The sequence below is a fragment of the Pseudomonas sp. DSV-1 genome (assembly GCF_035830915.1).
Lineage (GTDB): Bacteria > Pseudomonadota > Gammaproteobacteria > Pseudomonadales > Pseudomonadaceae > Aquipseudomonas.
The window spans coordinates 197,664-214,816 of the sequence record NZ_JAYMYG010000001.1; the positions used below are offsets into that span (position 1 = coordinate 197,664).

General features: G+C 59.2%; 17 protein-coding genes. 9 read left to right on the top strand and 8 right to left on the bottom strand.

Annotated features, from left to right (window positions below):
• The first annotated feature begins 49 nt into the window (after positions 1–49).
• The gene (locus VSQ83_RS00980) at positions 50–436 is read left to right on the top strand and encodes an MAPEG family protein (protein WP_133075200.1); all 387 of its coding nucleotides are present in this window, start codon (positions 50–52) and stop codon (positions 434–436) included.
• 137 nt (positions 437–573) lie between these two features.
• On the opposite strand, the gene mltA is transcribed toward VSQ83_RS00980, so the two are convergent.
• A complete protein-coding gene (gene mltA, locus VSQ83_RS00985; protein ID WP_133075201.1) occupies positions 574–1,728 on the bottom strand; it encodes a murein transglycosylase A in 1,155 nt (384 codons plus the stop codon).
• A 128-nt stretch (positions 1,729–1,856) separates the two neighbouring features.
• On the opposite strand from mltA, the gene VSQ83_RS00990 reads away from it, so the two are divergent.
• Positions 1,857–2,306 (top strand): c-type cytochrome, encoded by a 450-nt coding sequence (locus tag VSQ83_RS00990; RefSeq protein WP_133075202.1) that lies wholly within the window; start codon positions 1,857–1,859, stop codon positions 2,304–2,306.
• A 135-nt stretch (positions 2,307–2,441) separates the two neighbouring features.
• Here VSQ83_RS00990 and VSQ83_RS00995 read toward each other — a convergent pair whose 3' ends face one another.
• From VSQ83_RS00995 to VSQ83_RS01005, 3 genes are all read right to left on the bottom strand, one after another.
• Positions 2,442–2,837, bottom strand: coding sequence for a DUF1090 domain-containing protein (locus VSQ83_RS00995; protein WP_133075203.1), 396 nt, complete (start codon positions 2,835–2,837; stop codon positions 2,442–2,444).
• A gap of 187 nt (positions 2,838–3,024) precedes the next feature.
• Entirely contained in the window at positions 3,025–4,215 is a 1,191-nt protein-coding gene (gene metK, locus VSQ83_RS01000; RefSeq protein WP_133075204.1) for a methionine adenosyltransferase, read from the bottom strand.
• A 19-nt stretch (positions 4,216–4,234) separates the two neighbouring features.
• Positions 4,235–5,230 (bottom strand): ArsR/SmtB family transcription factor, encoded by a 996-nt coding sequence (locus tag VSQ83_RS01005; protein ID WP_133075205.1) that lies wholly within the window; start codon positions 5,228–5,230, stop codon positions 4,235–4,237.
• A gap of 261 nt (positions 5,231–5,491) precedes the next feature.
• On the opposite strand from VSQ83_RS01005, the gene tkt reads away from it, so the two are divergent.
• The 5 genes from tkt (at position 5,492) to fba (ending at position 11,458) form a co-directional block, all read left to right on the top strand.
• On the top strand, positions 5,492–7,489 hold the full coding sequence (gene tkt, locus VSQ83_RS01010; RefSeq protein ID WP_133075206.1) for a transketolase: 1,998 nt from the start codon (positions 5,492–5,494) through the stop codon (positions 7,487–7,489).
• A 148-nt stretch (positions 7,490–7,637) separates the two neighbouring features.
• The gene (gene epd / locus VSQ83_RS01015; RefSeq protein ID WP_133075207.1) at positions 7,638–8,693 is read left to right on the top strand and encodes an erythrose-4-phosphate dehydrogenase; all 1,056 of its coding nucleotides are present in this window, start codon (positions 7,638–7,640) and stop codon (positions 8,691–8,693) included.
• A 26-nt stretch (positions 8,694–8,719) separates the two neighbouring features.
• Complete coding sequence (locus VSQ83_RS01020; RefSeq protein WP_019827977.1) at positions 8,720–9,883, top strand: phosphoglycerate kinase; 1,164 nt, start codon at positions 8,720–8,722, stop codon at positions 9,881–9,883.
• Between the two features lie 32 nt (positions 9,884–9,915).
• Positions 9,916–10,134: a hypothetical protein gene (locus tag VSQ83_RS01025; protein WP_019827976.1), complete on the top strand. Its 219-nt coding sequence runs from the start codon at positions 9,916–9,918 to the stop codon at positions 10,132–10,134.
• A 259-nt stretch (positions 10,135–10,393) separates the two neighbouring features.
• The gene (gene fba, locus VSQ83_RS01030; RefSeq protein WP_004419605.1) at positions 10,394–11,458 is read left to right on the top strand and encodes a class II fructose-bisphosphate aldolase; all 1,065 of its coding nucleotides are present in this window, start codon (positions 10,394–10,396) and stop codon (positions 11,456–11,458) included.
• A 56-nt stretch (positions 11,459–11,514) separates the two neighbouring features.
• Here the strand turns inward: fba and VSQ83_RS01035 are convergent, their stop codons facing one another.
• Positions 11,515–11,907, bottom strand: coding sequence for a hypothetical protein (locus VSQ83_RS01035; RefSeq protein ID WP_326425062.1), 393 nt, complete (start codon positions 11,905–11,907; stop codon positions 11,515–11,517).
• A gap of 188 nt (positions 11,908–12,095) precedes the next feature.
• Between VSQ83_RS01035 and VSQ83_RS01040 the strand changes: the two genes are divergently transcribed.
• Together VSQ83_RS01040 and VSQ83_RS01045 are read left to right on the top strand one after the other, a co-directional pair.
• Positions 12,096–12,602, top strand: a complete 507-nt coding sequence (locus VSQ83_RS01040) for a YgjP-like metallopeptidase domain-containing protein (protein WP_133075210.1) — start codon at positions 12,096–12,098, stop codon at positions 12,600–12,602.
• A gap of 126 nt (positions 12,603–12,728) precedes the next feature.
• On the top strand, positions 12,729–13,025 hold the full coding sequence (locus VSQ83_RS01045; protein WP_133075211.1) for a winged helix-turn-helix domain-containing protein: 297 nt from the start codon (positions 12,729–12,731) through the stop codon (positions 13,023–13,025).
• Here the strand turns inward: VSQ83_RS01045 and VSQ83_RS01050 are convergent.
• The 3 genes from VSQ83_RS01050 to VSQ83_RS01060 form a co-directional block, all read right to left on the bottom strand.
• Positions 13,016–13,477: a GNAT family N-acetyltransferase gene (locus VSQ83_RS01050; RefSeq protein WP_133075212.1), complete on the bottom strand. Its 462-nt coding sequence runs from the start codon at positions 13,475–13,477 to the stop codon at positions 13,016–13,018. The two genes, VSQ83_RS01045 and VSQ83_RS01050, sit on opposite strands and share 10 nt — an antisense overlap.
• Before the next feature lie 64 nt (positions 13,478–13,541).
• Entirely contained in the window at positions 13,542–15,716 is a 2,175-nt protein-coding gene (gene yccS / locus VSQ83_RS01055; protein ID WP_133075213.1) for a YccS family putative transporter, read from the bottom strand.
• Between the two features lie 105 nt (positions 15,717–15,821).
• Entirely contained in the window at positions 15,822–17,000 is a 1,179-nt protein-coding gene (locus VSQ83_RS01060) for an NAD(P)/FAD-dependent oxidoreductase (protein WP_133075214.1), read from the bottom strand.
• Positions 17,001–17,153: the final 153 nt, after the last annotated feature.

Genomic DNA, 17,153 nt, shown 5'->3' on the forward strand with positions numbered 1-17,153 from the left:
TGTAGCAGGCCACCCATACTCGTGTTGAAACTCTAAAAAGGAAATTCCAATGACGGTTGCCTTCTGGTGTGTGCTTATTGCCTTCTGTTTGACCTATGTGTGTACCGCTTTTGCCAAGTTCAGCGACGGCAAGTTCGGGCCCAAACAAAACCATGATCCACGTACGTTTCTGGACAACCTTCAAGGCTTTGCCAAGCGTGCCCACAGCGCCCAGCTCAACAGCTTCGAAGTGACCCCGGCCTTTGCGGCGGCGGTGATCATTGCCGATATCGTAGGGAACGCCCAGCCCGTGACCATTGATGTGCTGGCGGTTCTGTTCGTTACCAGCCGCATGCTGTACATCATCTGCTACCTGGCCGACTGGGCGATCCTGCGCTCCATCGTGTGGTTTATCGGCATGGGACTGGTGGTCAGCTTCTTTTTTGTGTCGATGTAAACGCAAGCCAATAACCAATGTGTGGGAGCGGGCTTGCTCGCGATGCAGGCAATCCGGTTTGCCTGATGCACTGCGGTGATGCCATCGCGAGCCAGCCCGCTCCCACAAAGGTTTGGTTTCATTGCATGCAGGTGGTTTTACTGCGGCAGCGCCGCGCCTTTCGGCCATAGCAGCCAGATATTGCCCTTCTGCTTCATGTCGCCCGCAATCTTCCCGGCCTCAGGGCCGGTGCCCACGAAGAAGTCAGCCCGCACTTCGCCAGCAATGGCGCCACCGGTGTCCTGGGCGGCTACCGGGCGTACGATGGGCTGGCCATCAGCCTGGGTGGTCGACAGCCACAGCAGGCTGCCCAGCGGGATGACCTTGCGGTCCACCGCCACGCTGTAGCCAGCCGTCAGCGGCACGTTCAGCGAGCCGCGCGGGCCTTCGTTGCTGTCCGGGTTCTGGGTGAAAAACACGTAGCTCGGGTTGCTGGCCAGCATCTCGTGGACCCGTTGCGGGTGAGCCATGGCCCAGGCGTGAATGGTGCCCATGGTCACGTCTTCTTTTTTCAGTTCGCCCTGTTCAACCAGCCAGCGGCCAATCGGTTTGTACGGATGGCCGTTCTGGTCGGCATAGCCGATGCGCAGCTGGCGGCCATTGTCGAGTTGAACCCGGCCCGAGCCCTGGATTTGCAAAAACTGCAGGTCCATCGGGTCGGTCAGCCACGCCAGTACCGGTGCTTGCAGGCCTTTGCTGTTAATGGTCTCTGCGGTGTCGTAAGGCTTGAGCACACGGCCCTCAAGGCGCCCGCGCAGGCGTTTGCCTTTGAGCTCGGGGTAGATGCTGTCCAGGTTGACCACGATCAAGTCAGCCGGTACGCCATAGATGGGTACGTTGGCGGCCTGGGTCGGCTTGAGGCTGCCGGGGTAAACCGGTTCGTAGTAACCGGTGATCAGGCCGTCGCTGCTGCCTTCGGCCGAACGCAGGCTGTACACGTCGAGATGGGTTTGCAGGAAGTTGCTGATGTCGGCCACGCTCGGGCTGGCAGGCAAGGCGGCTGCGTCGCTGCACACGGAGCCCCAGTTGGGGTCGGCCTTGAGTCGGGTACAGGCGCTGCGCCATGAAGCAAAACCGCTTTGCAGGTCGCTGCCCGTCACTTCAGGCAGTGCGCTCCAGTCAGCCTTGCTGTAGGTCGTGTGGGGTTCTGGCTGAGTGGCATTCTTGTCGGCGTCCTTGTCGGTGCCGTTACATCCGGCCAGCAACAGGGCAACGGGCAACGCCCAGGCCAGAGGCTTGAAAAATGTGTTCATGGGTGAAATTCCTTCGAGGTTTGCCGAGGCCGGATAACCCTCTGGCAATCCTTGTATTCAATAGGGGTATTGGTCTTTGCAGGTGACGCGAGGATACTGGCGACCGATTTCCGTGACCTGAAGCGACCATGACTTTTAAACGATTGACTGTTGTTGTGCTGGCCTGCCTGACGTTGTCTGCGTGTGGCGGGGTGGATCCCGATTCGCCGCTGGGCCAGCGTAAAGCGATTTTCAAGCAGATGCTAAAGACCAGCGAAGACCTGGGGGGCATGTTGCGAGGTCGGATTCCCTTTGACGGTCCGCGCTTTACCGAAGGTGCCATCAAGTTGGACGCTTTGGCTCACGAGCCGTGGAAGCATTTCCCACAGGTTAAGGAGTCCGACCTGACCAGTGCTACCGATGATGTCTGGCAAAAGCAGGAGCGTTTTCAGCAACTGGCGCGCCAGTTGGAGGGCGCAACCGGTGAGTTGGTGATCGCCAGCCAGGTACAACCCTACAAAGCCAGTAACCTGACGCCTGCCGTGCAGAAAGTGGAAGACACCTGCAGTGCGTGCCACAAGGAATTCAGGAATCACTGAGTAAAGATCAGCCGGTACCCGCCTTCTGTGGGAGCGGGCTTGCTCGCGACAAGCACGACTCGGGACTTCTGAATCACCGAGGTGCTGCCATCGCGAGCAAGCCCGCTCCCACACAGGAGATCCGTATCGCGAGACTTATTTATCCAGCTGATCCAGCGCTTCTTGCAGTTCCTTGCGCGATTCGGCCAGCTTGTTTTTGCGTTTGTCGATTTTCTCCGGGTCGCCTTTCTTCATGGCTTTGTCCAGATCAGCCTGGCGCTTGCTCACTTCGTGCTTGGCTTCCAGCACCTTGTTTTCACGTTCCTTGCGCAGGCCGGCGTCAGTGCAGTGCTCGGTGACTTCGCTCAGGGCTTTTTCCAGGCCCGCGACCTGGTTGCTGTTGCCGTGCGCGCGGGCCTGCTCAAGTTGCAGGGTGATGGCTTGTTTCTTGGCAGCGCAACCGGTCAGTTCCGGCGCTGCGTCTGCGGCCATCAGAGGCGTTGCCAGCAGGCCGCAAACAGTCAACAGGGCGAGCGGTGAAAGTAATTTCATAAATGGCTCCATGACAAAAGATGACAATTAAATAAGGCTGAAAAAACGCCACGCAAGCGCGTTTCGGCTGATCCAAACCGTGGATGTTAGCAGCATCCGCAGGCAAGCAATCCGTCGAACGTTATCCATGAGCAGCAAAAAGCCCCGAACAGTCACCTGTCCGGGGCTTCTGGTGCAGCAGGCTTAATTACAAACCGGCGGCAGCGCGCAGCTCTTCAGCGCGGTCGGTACGCTCCCACGTGAACGTGGTGAAGGTATCGTCGCCAACGGTCTTGATCTGCGGCGTACGACCGAAGTGGCCGTACGCTGCAGTTTCCTGGTACATCGGGTGCAGCAGGTCAAGCATGGTGGTGATGGCGTATGGACGCAGGTCGAATACGTCACGTACCAGCTTGATGATTTTCTCGTCGGAAATTTTGCCAGTACCAAAGGTGTTCAACGAAATCGAAGTCGGTTGAGCGACGCCGATAGCGTAGGAAACCTGAATCTCGCAGCGCTCAGCCAGGCCGGCAGCCACGATGTTCTTGGCCACGTAACGACCGGCGTAAGCAGCCGAACGGTCAACCTTGGATGGATCCTTGCCCGAGAACGCGCCGCCGCCGTGACGGGCCATGCCGCCGTAGGTGTCAACGATGATCTTGCGACCGGTCAGGCCGCAGTCGCCCACCGGGCCACCGATGATGAACTGGCCGGTAGGGTTGATGTGGAACTGGGTGTCCTTGTGCAGCAGCTCGGCTGGCAGCACGTGCTTGACGATCAGTTCCATCACGCCTTCGCGCAGGTCGGTGTACGACACTTCAGGGTTGTGCTGGGTCGACAGCACGATGGCGTCGATGGCGACAACCTTGCCGCCTTCGTAACGGCACGTTACCTGGGACTTGGCGTCCGGGCGCAGCCACGGCAGCAGGCCGGATTTACGGGCCTGGGCCTGGCGCTGTACCAGTTGGTGCGAAAAGGTGATCGGTGCAGGCATCAGCACGTCGGTTTCGTTGCTGGCGTAGCCGAACATCAGGCCCTGGTCACCGGCGCCCTGATCTTCAGGCTTGGCACGGTCAACACCCTGGTTGATGTCAGGGGACTGCTTGCCAATGATGTTCATCACGCCGCAGGTAGCACCGTCGAAGCCGACGTCGGAGCTGGTGTAGCCGATGTCGGTGATCACGTCACGAACGATCTGCTCCAGGTCGACCCAGGCCGACGTGGTGACTTCGCCCGCGATGATTGCTACGCCGGTTTTCACCAGAGTCTCGCACGCCACACGGGCGAACTTGTCTTCAGCAATGATGGCGTCCAGCACCGCGTCAGAAATCTGGTCGGCGATTTTGTCCGGATGCCCTTCAGACACGGACTCGGAGGTGAAAAGGGAGTATTCGCTCATCTCGACGGTTTCCTAATATTTACCGATGGTGAGTGTCGCCAGTTGGCCGCTGAAAGTGGCGGACCTGAAGCTGGAAACCATTACGTAAGCCTACATAGAGGCTTTCCCCGGGAACGAGTCCCGCAGCGGTGGCCCAATGGGCCAGATCATCTTGTTCAAAACCCAGCCACAAATCACCGCATGCCTCGCGGGCCCACGCCTGATTATGGCTGCACAACTCTGTTATCAGCAGGCTGCCGCCCGGCTGCAGCAAGGTTGCCAGTTGCTGAAGTGCTTCGGCCGGTGCGGCGAAATGGTGCAGGACCATGTTCACGACAACGCAGTCGGCTTGCAGCTGTGCATCGTGTAGCGCGTCGGCCAGGATCAGGCTGACGTTGTTCAGTGACTCGCGTTCACAGAGCTGGCGGGCCAGCCCAAGCATGACCGGGCTGTTGTCCAGCGCCGTGACCTGATGGAAGCGGCGAGCCAGGTCGGGCAAGAAGCTGCCATCGCCGGGACCGACTTCCAGGGCCGTGGCCGCCGGGTCGAAGCTCAGTTTGTCGAGCAGCGTCAAAACGCTGTCCCGGTATTGCGGCAAGCCGGCGATCAAATCCTGTTGAGCGCGAAACTTCTCGGCTACGCGTGAGAAAAAGTCCTGACTGGCGGCTGCACGCTGTGCATGTACTGCGCTGATTCGCGCTTGTACATCGGTGGGCAAGGTCAGGTTATCGACCTCTTCCAGCAGCGCAGCATGGAGTTTTCCGCCTGGTTGCTCGGTGTGGGGCAGGGCACGGCGATAAAAAATCGCATTGCCTTCGCGTCGTGTTGCGACCAGCCTGGCTTGAGACAGCACCTTGAGGTGATGACTCATGCCTGATTGGCCAGTGGCAAAAATCTGCGTCAGCTCCAGCACACCAAACGAATCGTTGGCCAACGCGCGCAGCACATTGAGTCGCAGCGGATCGCCTCCAGCCTTGCACAGGGCGGAGAGCTCGTCGCTATCGTCATGGCGGATTGAAGGCATGCGTAAGTTCATGGGGCCGCAGTCTAGTTACCCCGTACAGCCCCCGCAAGTTCAATATCGAAAAGTTTTGATATTGGTCGATAAGTGGCGCGTTTGTCGGAGAGTGTGTGCTTATTAACGAAACGAAATGTCCGATCCTTAACAGGTTGAACGGTTAAGCACAGGAAAAACGCCTCTTGCGACTATCTGTCATTGCCCCGAGGGCGTTGCCTGAGGGAAAATGCTCGCCTTTTTTCCGTTTCGATTTAACTTTCAATACCCAGGAGAACAGCGATGCCCAGCCGTCGTGAGCGTGCCAACGCCATTCGTGCACTCAGCATGGATGCCGTGCAAAAAGCCAACAGCGGCCATCCAGGTGCCCCTATGGGTATGGCGGATATCGCCGAAGTACTGTGGCGCGATTATCTGAAGCACAACCCGAGCAACCCTTCGTTCGCTGACCGTGACCGCTTTGTGCTGTCCAACGGCCACGGTTCGATGCTGATCTACTCGTTGCTGCACCTGACCGGCTATGACCTGTCGATCGACGACCTGAAAAACTTCCGCCAGCTGCACAGCCGCACCCCGGGTCACCCGGAGTTGGGCTACACGCCGGGCGTTGAAACCACCACTGGCCCGCTGGGTCAGGGCCTGGCCAACGCTGTGGGCTTTGCCCTGGCAGAAAAAGTCATGGGCGCTCAGTTCAACCGCCCTGGCCATAACGTCGTTGATCACCACACCTACGTGTTCCTGGGTGATGGCTGCATGATGGAAGGCATTTCCCACGAAGTTGGCTCGTTGGCCGGCACTCTGGGTCTGAGCAAGCTGATCGCGTTCTACGACGACAACGGCATCTCTATCGATGGCGAAGTTGAAGGCTGGTTCACCGACGACACGCCAAAGCGTTTCGAAGCCTACAACTGGCAAGTGATCCGTAACGTTGACGGTCACGACCCGGAAGAAATCAAGACCGCGATCGAAACCGCACGCAAAAGCGACCAGCCAACGCTGATCTGCTGCAAAACCACCATCGGTTTCGGCTCGCCGAACAAGCAGGGCAAGGAAGACTGCCACGGTGCTCCACTGGGCAACGACGAAATCGCCCTGACCCGCCAGGCCCTGAACTGGAACCACGGTCCGTTTGAAATCCCGGCTGATATCTACGCCGAATGGGATGCCAAGCAAGCCGGTGCTGCGGTTGAATCCGAGTGGGACAAGCGCTTTGCTGCCTACGCGGCCGAGTTCCCTGAGCTGGCCGGCGAGCTGTCCCGTCGCCTGAGCGGCAAACTGCCTGCTGACTTCGATGCCAAGGCCAACGCCTATATCGCTGAAGTCGCGGCCAAGGGCGAAACCATCGCCAGCCGTAAAGCCAGCCAGAACGCATTGAATGCCTTTGGCCCACTGTTGCCAGAACTGCTGGGCGGCTCCGCTGACCTGGCCGGTTCCAACCTGACCCTCTGGAAAGGCTGCAAAGGTGTTTCGGCTGAAGACGCCAGCGGCAACTACGTGTACTACGGCGTACGCGAGTTCGGCATGAGCGCCATCATGAACGGTGTTGCCCTGCACGGCGGCCTGGTGCCTTACGGCGCGACCTTCCTGATGTTCATGGAATACGCCCGCAACGCCATCCGCATGTCGGCCCTGATGAAGCAGCGCGTGATCTATGTGTTCACCCATGACTCCATCGGTCTGGGCGAAGACGGCCCGACGCACCAGCCGGTCGAGCAATTGACCAGCCTGCGTACCACGCCGAACCTGGACACCTGGCGCCCAGCCGATGCGGTGGAATCCGCAGCGGCCTGGAAATTCGCCCTGGAGCGCAACGACGGCCCGTCGGCGTTGATCTTCTCGCGTCAGAACCTGAACCACCAAACCCGTGATGCTGGCCAGATTGCCGACATCAACCGTGGTGGTTACGTGCTGAAGGATTGTGCAGGCGAGCCTGAACTGATCCTGATCTCGGCCGGTTCCGAAGTGGGCCTGGCGGTTCAGGCTTACGAGAAGCTGACCGAGCAAGGCCGCAAGGTACGTGTTGTATCGATGCCATGCACCAGCGTGTACGAAGCTCAGGATGCAGGCTACAAGCAGTCGGTTCTGCCGCTGCAGGTGAGCGCCCGTATTGCGATCGAAGCGTCCCACGCGGACTACTGGTACAAGTACGTGGGCCTGGAAGGCCGCGTCATCGGCATGACCACTTACGGCGAGTCGGCGCCTGCGCCAGCCTTGTTCGAAGAGTTCGGCTTCACCCTGGAAAACATCCTGGGTCAGGCTGACGAGTTGCTGGAAGACTAAAGCAAGCCGCGGTGGCCCTGGCTGCCGCGTTTTAGGTAGTCGCTGCCACAGGCTGCGAAGGGCTGCGTAGCAGCCCGTTTTTTTGAAGGTCGTGCGGTCTTGATCGCAGCCTTCGGCAGCGACTACAGGCTTTTAATAAGAGAACCCCATGCCCCAATCGCGTCCCTACAAAGTTGCACTCAACGGCTACGGCCGGATTGGTCGTTGCGTCCTGCGTGCGTTGTTCGAGCGAGGGGCCGCTGCCGGGTTTGAAATTGTTGCACTCAATGATTTGGCCGATATGGCCAGTCTCGAATATTTGACGCGCTTCGACTCCACCCATGGCCGGTTTCCCGGCGAGATACGGATCGAAGGCGACTGCCTGCATATCAATGGCGACTGCGTGAAAGTGTTCCGCAGTGCCACCCCCGAGGGGATCGACTGGGCTGCCCTGGGTGTTGACCTGGTGCTGGAATGCTCCGGCGTTTACAACACCCGCGCCGACGGCCAGCGTTTCCTTGATGCCGGGGCTCCCCGCGTGCTGTTTTCGCAACCGATGGCCAGTGACGCCGATGTTGACGCCACCATCGTCTACGGCGTTAACCAGCACAGCCTGACCGGCGAAGAACGACTGGTGTCCAACGCCTCCTGCACGACCAACTGCGGCGTGCCGCTGCTGCGTTTGCTGGATGAGGCATTGGGTCTTGAGTATGTATCGATTACCACCATTCACTCGGCGATGAACGATCAGCCCGTGATCGATGCCTACCACCACGAAGATCTGCGTCGTACACGCTCGGCCTTTCAGTCGGTCATTCCGGTCTCTACCGGCCTGGCCAAGGGCATTGAGCGTTTGTTGCCGGAACTTGCCGGCCGAATTCAAGCCAAAGCGGTGCGGGTACCGACATTGAATGTGTCGTGCCTGGATATCACCCTGACCACGGCACGGGACACCGATGCCGCAGAGGTGAACCGCCTGCTGCGCGAGGCGGCCACCTGCGGCCCGCTCAAAGGCTTGTTGGCCTACACCGAGTTGCCCCACGCCAGCTGTGATTTCAACCATGACCCGCATTCGGCCATTGTCGATGCCAGCCAGACCCGCGTTTCCGGCCCCCGGCTGGTGAACCTGCTGGCCTGGTTCGACAACGAATGGGGTTTTGCCAATCGAATGATCGATGTGGCAGAGCACTATTTGCACGTTACTCACCCCAAACCCGCTCTCTAACATTAGAAACTCAGGAACTGCGACCCATGACCGTGTTGAAGATGACCGACCTCGATCTGCAAGGTAAGCGCGTACTGATCCGCGAAGACCTCAACGTCCCAGTCAAGGACGGTGTAGTCACCAGCGATGCGCGCATCCTTGCTTCGCTGCCGACCATCAAGCTGGCGTTGGAAAAAGGCGCGGCGGTTATGGTCTGCTCGCACCTGGGACGTCCGACTGAAGGTGAGTTCTCGGCTGAAAACAGCCTCAAGCCTGTAGCCGATTACTTGAGCAAGGCCCTGGGCCGCGAAGTGCCGCTGGTCAGCGACTACCTCAATGGCGTCGACGTTAAAGCGGGCGACATCGTGTTGTTCGAAAACGTGCGCTTCAACAAGGGCGAAAAGAAAAACGCCGACGAGTTGGCCCAGCAATACGCCGCCCTGTGCGACGTGTTTGTGATGGATGCTTTCGGTACTGCCCACCGTGCCGAAGGCTCGACCCACGGCGTGGCCAAGTTTGCCAAGGTTGCGGCTGCTGGCCCGTTGCTGGCTGCCGAGCTGGACGCACTGGGCAAGGCACTGGGCGCCCCGGCCAAGCCGATGGCCGCTATCGTTGCCGGCTCCAAGGTGTCGACCAAGCTTGAAGTGCTCAACAGCCTGAGCCAGATCTGCGACCTGCTGATCGTGGGTGGCGGTATTGCCAACACCTTCCTGGCAGCTGCCGGGCACCCGGTTGGCAAATCGCTGTACGAACCTGATCTGCTGGACACCGCCCGCGCCATCGCCGCCAAGGTCAATGTGCCTCTGCCGACTGACGTGGTCGTGGCCAAGGAGTTCGCTGAAAGCGCTGCTGCAACCGTCAAGCTGATCGCTGATGTGGCTGCCGACGACATGATTCTGGACATCGGCCCACAAACCGCCGCGCATTTCGCCGAGCTGCTGAAGTCGTCAAAGACTATCCTGTGGAACGGCCCGGTAGGTGTGTTCGAGTTTGACCAGTTCGGTAACGGCACCAAGGTTCTGGCCCAGGCCATTGCTGACAGCGCAGCGTTCTCGATCGCGGGTGGCGGCGACACCCTCGCGGCTATCGACAAGTACGGCATTGCTGATCAAATTTCCTACATCTCCACCGGCGGTGGTGCCTTCCTTGAGTTCGTTGAAGGCAAGGTACTGCCTGCCGTCGAAATTCTGGAAAGCCGCGCCAAAGCCTGAAGGTGTTTCAGGCCCTGAAAGGAAGCATGGACATGGTCAAGTTGTTACCGCTGTTGATGATCGTGGGCTTTTTGGCCGGTTGCGCCAGTTCGGGCAAGCCGACGCCCGAAGCTGCAACCCCTGAAGAGAGTGGTTGCTACCAGGCAGACTGGCAGGCGCAAAGCGTGCCGCTGGTCAATAAACGCTCAGGTCCTGAAGCGCTGGAAAAATACGAGTCGCCCAAGGCTTCACAAGAGCGTGGGTGCCCTTGATTTGATATGGGTTTTTGCGTGGGAGCGGGCTTGCTCGCGATTGCATCACCGCGGTTCGGAAAATAGACCGAATTGCCTGCATCGCGAGCAAGCCCGCTCTCACAATCAGGCCGCATAGCTATAGCTGGAGCTGTATCGTTTCAGCTAAATCGGATTGGCAGAATGGGGCACAACCCCCGATCTGCAATAACTTGAATAGCAGCCGCCGCTACGGCAGGCTTGCACGATTAACGACCCTTGTCCGGGAGAGACACTCACAATGGCACTTATCAGCATGCGCCAGATGTTGGACCACGCCGCCGAATTCGGCTACGGCGTTCCAGCCTTCAACGTAAACAACCTTGAGCAGATGCGCGCCATTATGGAAGCCGCTGACAAGACCGACTCCCCGGTGATCGTTCAGGCTTCGGCCGGTGCGCGCAAGTACGCAGGTGCTCCCTTCCTGCGTCACCTGATCCTGGCTGCAATCGAAGAATTCCCGCATATCCCGGTGTGCATGCACCAGGACCATGGCACCAGCCCTGACGTGTGCCAGCGCTCGATCCAGCTGGGCTTCAGCTCGGTCATGATGGACGGCTCGCTGGGCGAAGACGGCAAAACCCCTACCGACTACGACTACAACGTTCGCGTTACTCAGCAAACCGTTGCCCTGGCACACGCGTGCGGTGTGTCGGTTGAAGGCGAGCTGGGCTGCCTGGGCTCGCTTGAAACCGGTATGGCTGGCGAAGAAGACGGCATCGGCGCAGAAGGCGTTCTGGATCACAGCCAGATGCTGACCGACCCGGAAGAAGCCGCTGACTTCGTCAAGCGCACTCAAGTGGATGCCCTGGCCATTGCCATCGGTACTTCCCACGGCGCTTACAAGTTCACCAAGCCACCTACTGGCGACGTGCTGGCGATCGACCGCATCAAAGAAATCCACAAGCGTATCCCGAACACTCACCTGGTGATGCACGGTTCGTCTTCTGTTCCACAAGAATGGCTGGCGATCATCAACGAGTTCGGCGGCGACATCAAAGAAACTTACGGTGTGCCGGTAGAAGAAATCGTTGAAGGCATCAAGCACGGCGTGCGCAAGGTCAACATCGACACCGATCTGCGTCTGGCATCGACTGGCGCCATGCGTCGCCTGATGGCAACCAACCCGAGCGAGTTCGACCCGCGCAAGTTCTTCGGCGCCACCGTAACGGCCATGCGTGACGTGTGTATCGCTCGTTACGAAGCCTTCGGTACTGCCGGTAACGCTTCGAAGATCAAGCCGATCTCCCTGGAAGCGATGTACCAGCGTTACCTCAAAGGTGAGCTGAACGCCAAGGTCAACTAAGACCGGCGCGTACTGAAAAGCCCGCAGCGATGCGGGCTTTTTTGTGGGTGCGATGTTTATGCAGATCGGTGTAATTGTTCCGGATCAACGCCATTGGCCTTGAGCAGGGCACTCACCAGCGAGCGGGACATCTCGACCGAATGCACCAATGACCATATCAGCCCGCGCTCGATGCCACTGGCATACTCGGTGATTTCATCCGAGACCTCTTCTGCGCTCTTGAGCATCAGCCAGATGTGAGACAAGGCCTCTATTGCCCGGATATCAGGCCGCACGGCAAAGGGTGATTTGGGGCTGACATGTTGCGCATTGGTGGGCTTGAGGCTGTCGAGGTCAACAGGCGGGGCACGGAGCACGGCATCGAGAATACAGCGGGTGGCCTCATCGTGCTGATGATCATCACGGGGGGTGTGATTTGCTTTGGGATCGTCGGGCGTCGTCTTTTTCATGTCTCTTCCACGGGGATCATCGGCGACTGGTGAAGATAGCCCCGAGGCTTTTCGGGCTGCAAGCGACGCTTGTGGGCACCGGGTTTTCTCGGAAATGTCTGGCTTATGTCCGCGTAAAAGTCTGACGTGGGCGCCTTTGGGTTGAATTCGCTACACTGGCGCCCTTCTATGCTGTGCGTTGGCGTCCCATGACCGTTCTCAAGTACCTCCAGGCCTACCCCCAGACCTTGCAAGAGCAGGTGCGCCAATTGATTGAGCGCGATCAGTTGGGCAGCTACCTGAGCGAACGCTACCCGCAGCGTCACGCGGTGCAAAGTGACAAGGCGCTGTATACCTACGCGCTGGAACTGAAGCAGGAATACCTGCGCAATGCGCCGTCCTTCGACAAGGTGCTGTTTGATAACAAGCTCGACCTGACTCACCGTGCGCTGGGGTTACATACCGCCATCTCACGGGTTCAGGGTGGCAAGCTCAAGGCCAAGAAAGAACTGCGTGTGGCCTCGTTGTTCAAGGAGGCGGCGCCTGAATTCCTGAAGATGATCGTGGTTCACGAACTGGCCCATCTCAAGGAGTCGGACCACAACAAGGCTTTTTACAAATTGTGCGAACACATGTTGCCGGGTTACCACCAGCTGGAGTTTGACTTGCGGGTGTATCTGACGTGGCGTGACTTGGCAGGAAAACCCCAACCCTGAACCCGTGTGGGAGCAGGCTTGCTCGCGATGGTATCGACGCGTCTTCCCAGAAGGACCGCAGCGCCTGAATCGCGAGCAAGCCCGCTCCCACAGAAAGCCAGCAATCATCCGCATCAGGAGTTCTGAATGGACGTCAGCAAAACCAAAAGCAGCTTTTACCGGCGCTTGTACGTGGCCTGGTTAATCGATAGCCAGATTGCCAGCAGCGTGCCCGCACTGACCGAAGTGACCGGCATGCCGCGCCGTACCGCGCAGGACACCATCGCGGCGCTGGCTGATCTGGATATTGTCTGCGAGTTCGAGCAGCAGGACGGCGCCCGTAATCATGCCGGGCGTTATCAGATTCACAGTTGGGGCCCTGTCGACAAAACCTGGGTCGGCGAGCATCTGGTGCAGATCAAGCAGGTGCTGGGTTATCCCTGAGGCGTCAGGCGCATGCCGATGTGCGGGATGTCATCTTCAAGATACATTTCGCCCTCGGCGCGAAACCCGTGTTGCCCGTAGAACGGCTGCAAGTGCGCCTGGGCGGACAAGAACACGGGCTGCCCCGACCAGTAATCCTCGATGTTTTCCAGGGCTTTCTCGATCAGGACATGCCCCAGCTTTTGCCCGCGACCCTCGGGGGCAATGATCACGCGGCCGATCACCACGTCGCCGCCCTGGGATTCAGGGTCGAGCACGCGGGCATACGCCACCAGTTGATCGTTCTGCCAGCCCATCACATGCAACGTGTCCCCCGTCAGGTCTTGCCCGTCGACGTCCTGGTAGGCGCATTTCTGCTCGACGACGAATACTTTCGAGCGCAATTCCAGAATGGCGTAGAGCTGTTCCTTGCCCAGGTCGTTGTGGTGTTTGCAGAGCCAGTCAGTGGTCACGATCGTGTCCTTCTTGGTGAGTGTATGACCCGATAGTAGGCGCGATGTGTACTCGCGCCAAGTTCTAAGGTGCCTTGACCAAATGTGCAGCCAGGGTGCGCAGCGGCCCGAGCTGACGGCAAATCAACGCCAGTTGGGTTTGCACCAGACGCTGGTTTTCATCGATCTCGTCGGGCATTTGCTCAAGCTCGCTGGCCAGTGCTTCTTCATCATCACTTTGTACCGCCACCGCCTGCTTGGACGCCAGATCCTGTGCGATCTGGTCAATGCTGTCGGCAATCCTGCGTCCGGCGCCCTCGATCAACTGTTCCCGCACTTCACCGGGCAGCTCGGTGTCACGGTGAGCGCCCAGTCCTGACAAATAGCTGAGCAAGGTGTGGGACAGCACCAGAAAGCGGAAGCCCATGTCGGCATCCTTACGGAAGTGCCCCGGTTCCATCAGCATATTGGCCAGTGTGGTCGACAGCGCCGCATCGGCGTTATGGGCGTTACGCCGCGCAAGGCGATAGGCGAGGTTGTCACTTTTGCCCTGGGCGTACTGCTGCATGATCTGGCGCAGATACTGGCTGTTGCAGCTCAAGGTATTGGCCAGTACCTGATTCAGGCGTCGGCCCTGCCAGTCCGGCAAGAACAGGAATACCGCTGCCGCCGCAATCACGCTGCCCACCAGGGTATCGAACAGTCGCGGCAGGAACAGCCCGTAGCCGTCGCCCACCTGGTTGAAGCAAAACAGGATCATCAGGGTGATGGCTGCGGTGCTCAAGGTGTAGCGCGTGGTGCGGTTGATAAAGAACACCACACCGGCCACCACCGCAAACATCGACTGCACCAGCGGGTTGGGGAACAGATCGAACAGCGCCCAGCCCACGGCCAGGCCGATGGCCGTGCCGATGATGCGCTGGCTGAATTTGCGTCGGGTGGCGCCGTAACTTGGCTGACACACGAACAGCGTGGTGAGGATGATCCAGTAACCCTGGCTCGGGTGAATCCAGTGCACCATCGCAAAACCGATGCTCAGGGCCAAAGGCAGGCGCAAGGCGTGGCGAAAGATCAGCGACGTGGGTGTGAGGTGCTGACGCAGGCGCGACCACACGTCCTTGAGGTTACGTGGCGAACGGTCCAGCAGGCTGCTGTCGGTGGCATCTGCCAGGTTGTCGGGGTTACTGGCGTCGCTCAACAAACGGTCGAGTGTGCCCAGGTTGGCGGCCAGCGCCCGCAGTGAACGCAACAGTCCGCGCCAGGCCGGGTTGCTCTGGATGCGCAAGTGTTCGAGCGAGGCGTGCAAGTCGCTCAGCGCTTCGGCAAAGCTGTCGTCGTAGACAAACGGCTGGCGCAGCTTGATCGACTCCGACAGGCGCTGACAGGCCACGCCTTGCTGGCGCAGCAGGCGTTGGCAGCGGAACATCACGTCACTGTGGAAGAAGGCTTCGGCCAGGGCGTTGTAGGGGTAGTGCGAGGAACTGGCGCGTTCGTGGATGTCCTGCGCCAGAAAGTACAGCTTGAGGTAGCGGCTGAGCTTGGAGCCCGGCCGGGAGTTGCCGACCCGGTGCAGAATGATCTCTTTGGCGGTATTGAGCGCAGCCACCACACGTCCGTTTTGCCGCGCCAGTTCCAGTCGGCCGGCTTCGACATCCAGCTTGCGGATCGGCTCGAACAGCGACGATTTGATCTTCAGGTACAGGCCCAGCTCCCAGAACAACCGCGCCAGGCTTTGCTGTACCGGTTGATTGGAAAACAGCGCCTGCCACAGTACCGACAGCATCCCGTACCAGGCCGCGCCCGCCACCAGCAGCAAGGGTTCATGCCAGAAATTGGTGACTTCGCCACCCCGCTGGTCGACGCCAATCATGGTGTACACGGCCAGAATCAGTGTGGCCGAAGCAATCGCCCCGTAGCGCTCGCCCAGCGCACCGAGCATGGTCAGGCCGAAGCTGGCCAGGGCAAGCGCGCAGACCATCAGCCAGGGATAGGGGAAGAGCAGTTCGACACTGAGTGCCGAGGCGGTGAAGCACACCAGCGTTACCAGCAAAGCGTTCAGTCGGCCTTGCCAACTGTCATCAGTCTCGGACAGCGCGCTGGCGATAATCCCCAGGAACAGCGGGATCAGCAGCGACATTTCATCCTGATACCAGCAAAAAGCCATGCTGCCGGTCAGGGCGACAAACACCCGCACGCTGTAACTGAACTTGTCCAGCGCCCACAAGCGGCGCAGGGAATGCTGAAAGCTTTTCGATGACATGGAGTGGCGGTGCCTGGCTCGTGATTCGCTAACTTGAGCCAGTTAAGACGACAGCGCAATGGCACTGTCACATCGAACACAAAATATTTTTAATGCCGCCTGGCGTTAAACGTACTGCGCCGCCGCATACCCCGAAGCCCACGCCCACTGAAAGTTGAAGCCGCCCAGGTGGCCGCTCACATCCAGCACTTCACCCACAAAGTACAGGCCGGGGCTTTTCAGCGACTCCATGGTCTTGGAAGACACTTCGCGGGTATCAACCCCGCCCAGGGTCACTTCAGCCGTGCGGTAGCCTTCGGTGCCAGCCGGTATCACTTTCCAGCTCGCCAGTTTGTCAGCCACGTGCGCCAGTTCACCCGGGGTGTACTGCTTCATGGGCTTGGACTCGAACCAGTGCTCGGCCAACAGGTTGGCCATCTTCTTGGTGAAAATCTCACCGAGCAGGGTTTTCAGTTCGCTGTTGGGGCGTTCGGCCTGCTGGGTTTGCAACCAGCTCAGCGCATCGAGGTCGGGCAGCAGGTTGATTTCAACCGTGTCGCCGGTATTCCAGAACGACGAAATCTGCAAAATCGCCGGTCCGCTCAAGCCCCGATGGGTGAACAGGATATTTTCCCGGAAGCTCTGATCGTTGCAGCTCACCAGGCAGTCGACTGACGTGCCCGAGAGTTCGGTACAGATCTCTTTGAGCTGGTCGGTGATGGTGAACGGCACCAGGCCCGCGCGGGTGGGCAGCAAGGTGTGGCCAAATTGCCTGGCGATTTGATAGCCGAAGCCGGTGGCACCGAGCGTCGGGATCGACAGGCCGCCGGTGGCGACCACCAGCGACAGGCAGTCAATCGGCCCCAGCGTTGTGTTGAGGCTGTAACCGTTGTCGGTTTTTTCGATCTGCTCGACCGAGGTGTCCAGGTGCAGGCTGACGCCTGCTTTTTGGCACTCATCGAGGAGCATTTCCAGGATGTCGCTGGATTTGTTATCGCAGAACAGTTGGCCGAGTTTTTTCTCGTGATAGGGCACGCCGTGTTTGGCGACCATCTCGATAAAGTCCCACTGGGTGTAGCGGGCCAGGGCCGACTTGCAGAAGTGCGGGTTCTGCGACAGAAAATTGTTGGGTTCGGTGTACATGTTGGTGAAGTTGCAGCGGCCACCGCCCGACATCAGGATCTTTTTGCCCGCCTTGTTGGCGTGGTCGATGAGCATGACCTTTCGCCCGCGACCGGCAGCGGTCAGCGCGCACATCAAACCAGCGGCGCCAGCGCCAATAATCACAACGTCGGTAGAGCGCAAAGCGGTGTCCTCACAAAATTCATAGTCAATCCAAACCTAATGTGGGAGCGGGCTTGCTCGCGATTGCAGCACCCCGGTGATTCAGCTGAACCGAGTTGTTTGCATCGCGGGCAAGCCCGCTCCCACATGTGATCGCCAGTGTTCAGGCGATCT

Bases quoted from the DNA above. Each gene is read 5' to 3' on its own strand.
- VSQ83_RS01020 (WP_019827977.1), top strand. From the start codon at position 8,720: ATGACCGTGTTGAAGATGACCGACCTCGATCTGCAAGGTAAGCGCGTA.
- fba (WP_004419605.1), top strand. From the start codon at position 10,394: ATGGCACTTATCAGCATGCGCCAGATGTTGGACCACGCCGCCGAATTC.
- VSQ83_RS01040 (WP_133075210.1), top strand. From the start codon at position 12,096: ATGACCGTTCTCAAGTACCTCCAGGCCTACCCCCAGACCTTGCAAGAG.
- VSQ83_RS01035 (WP_326425062.1), bottom strand. From the start codon at position 11,907: ATGAAAAAGACGACGCCCGACGATCCCAAAGCAAATCACACCCCCCGT.
- VSQ83_RS01045 (WP_133075211.1), top strand. From the start codon at position 12,729: ATGGACGTCAGCAAAACCAAAAGCAGCTTTTACCGGCGCTTGTACGTG.
- epd (WP_133075207.1), top strand. From the start codon at position 7,638: ATGCCCCAATCGCGTCCCTACAAAGTTGCACTCAACGGCTACGGCCGG.
- VSQ83_RS01025 (WP_019827976.1), top strand. From the start codon at position 9,916: ATGGTCAAGTTGTTACCGCTGTTGATGATCGTGGGCTTTTTGGCCGGT.
- metK (WP_133075204.1), bottom strand. From the start codon at position 4,215: ATGAGCGAATACTCCCTTTTCACCTCCGAGTCCGTGTCTGAAGGGCAT.
- mltA (WP_133075201.1), bottom strand. From the start codon at position 1,728: ATGAACACATTTTTCAAGCCTCTGGCCTGGGCGTTGCCCGTTGCCCTG.
- VSQ83_RS00980 (WP_133075200.1), top strand. From the start codon at position 50: ATGACGGTTGCCTTCTGGTGTGTGCTTATTGCCTTCTGTTTGACCTAT.
- VSQ83_RS01005 (WP_133075205.1), bottom strand. From the start codon at position 5,230: ATGAACTTACGCATGCCTTCAATCCGCCATGACGATAGCGACGAGCTC.
- yccS (WP_133075213.1), bottom strand. From the start codon at position 15,716: ATGTCATCGAAAAGCTTTCAGCATTCCCTGCGCCGCTTGTGGGCGCTG.
- VSQ83_RS00990 (WP_133075202.1), top strand. From the start codon at position 1,857: ATGACTTTTAAACGATTGACTGTTGTTGTGCTGGCCTGCCTGACGTTG.
- VSQ83_RS00995 (WP_133075203.1), bottom strand. From the start codon at position 2,837: ATGAAATTACTTTCACCGCTCGCCCTGTTGACTGTTTGCGGCCTGCTG.
- tkt (WP_133075206.1), top strand. From the start codon at position 5,492: ATGCCCAGCCGTCGTGAGCGTGCCAACGCCATTCGTGCACTCAGCATG.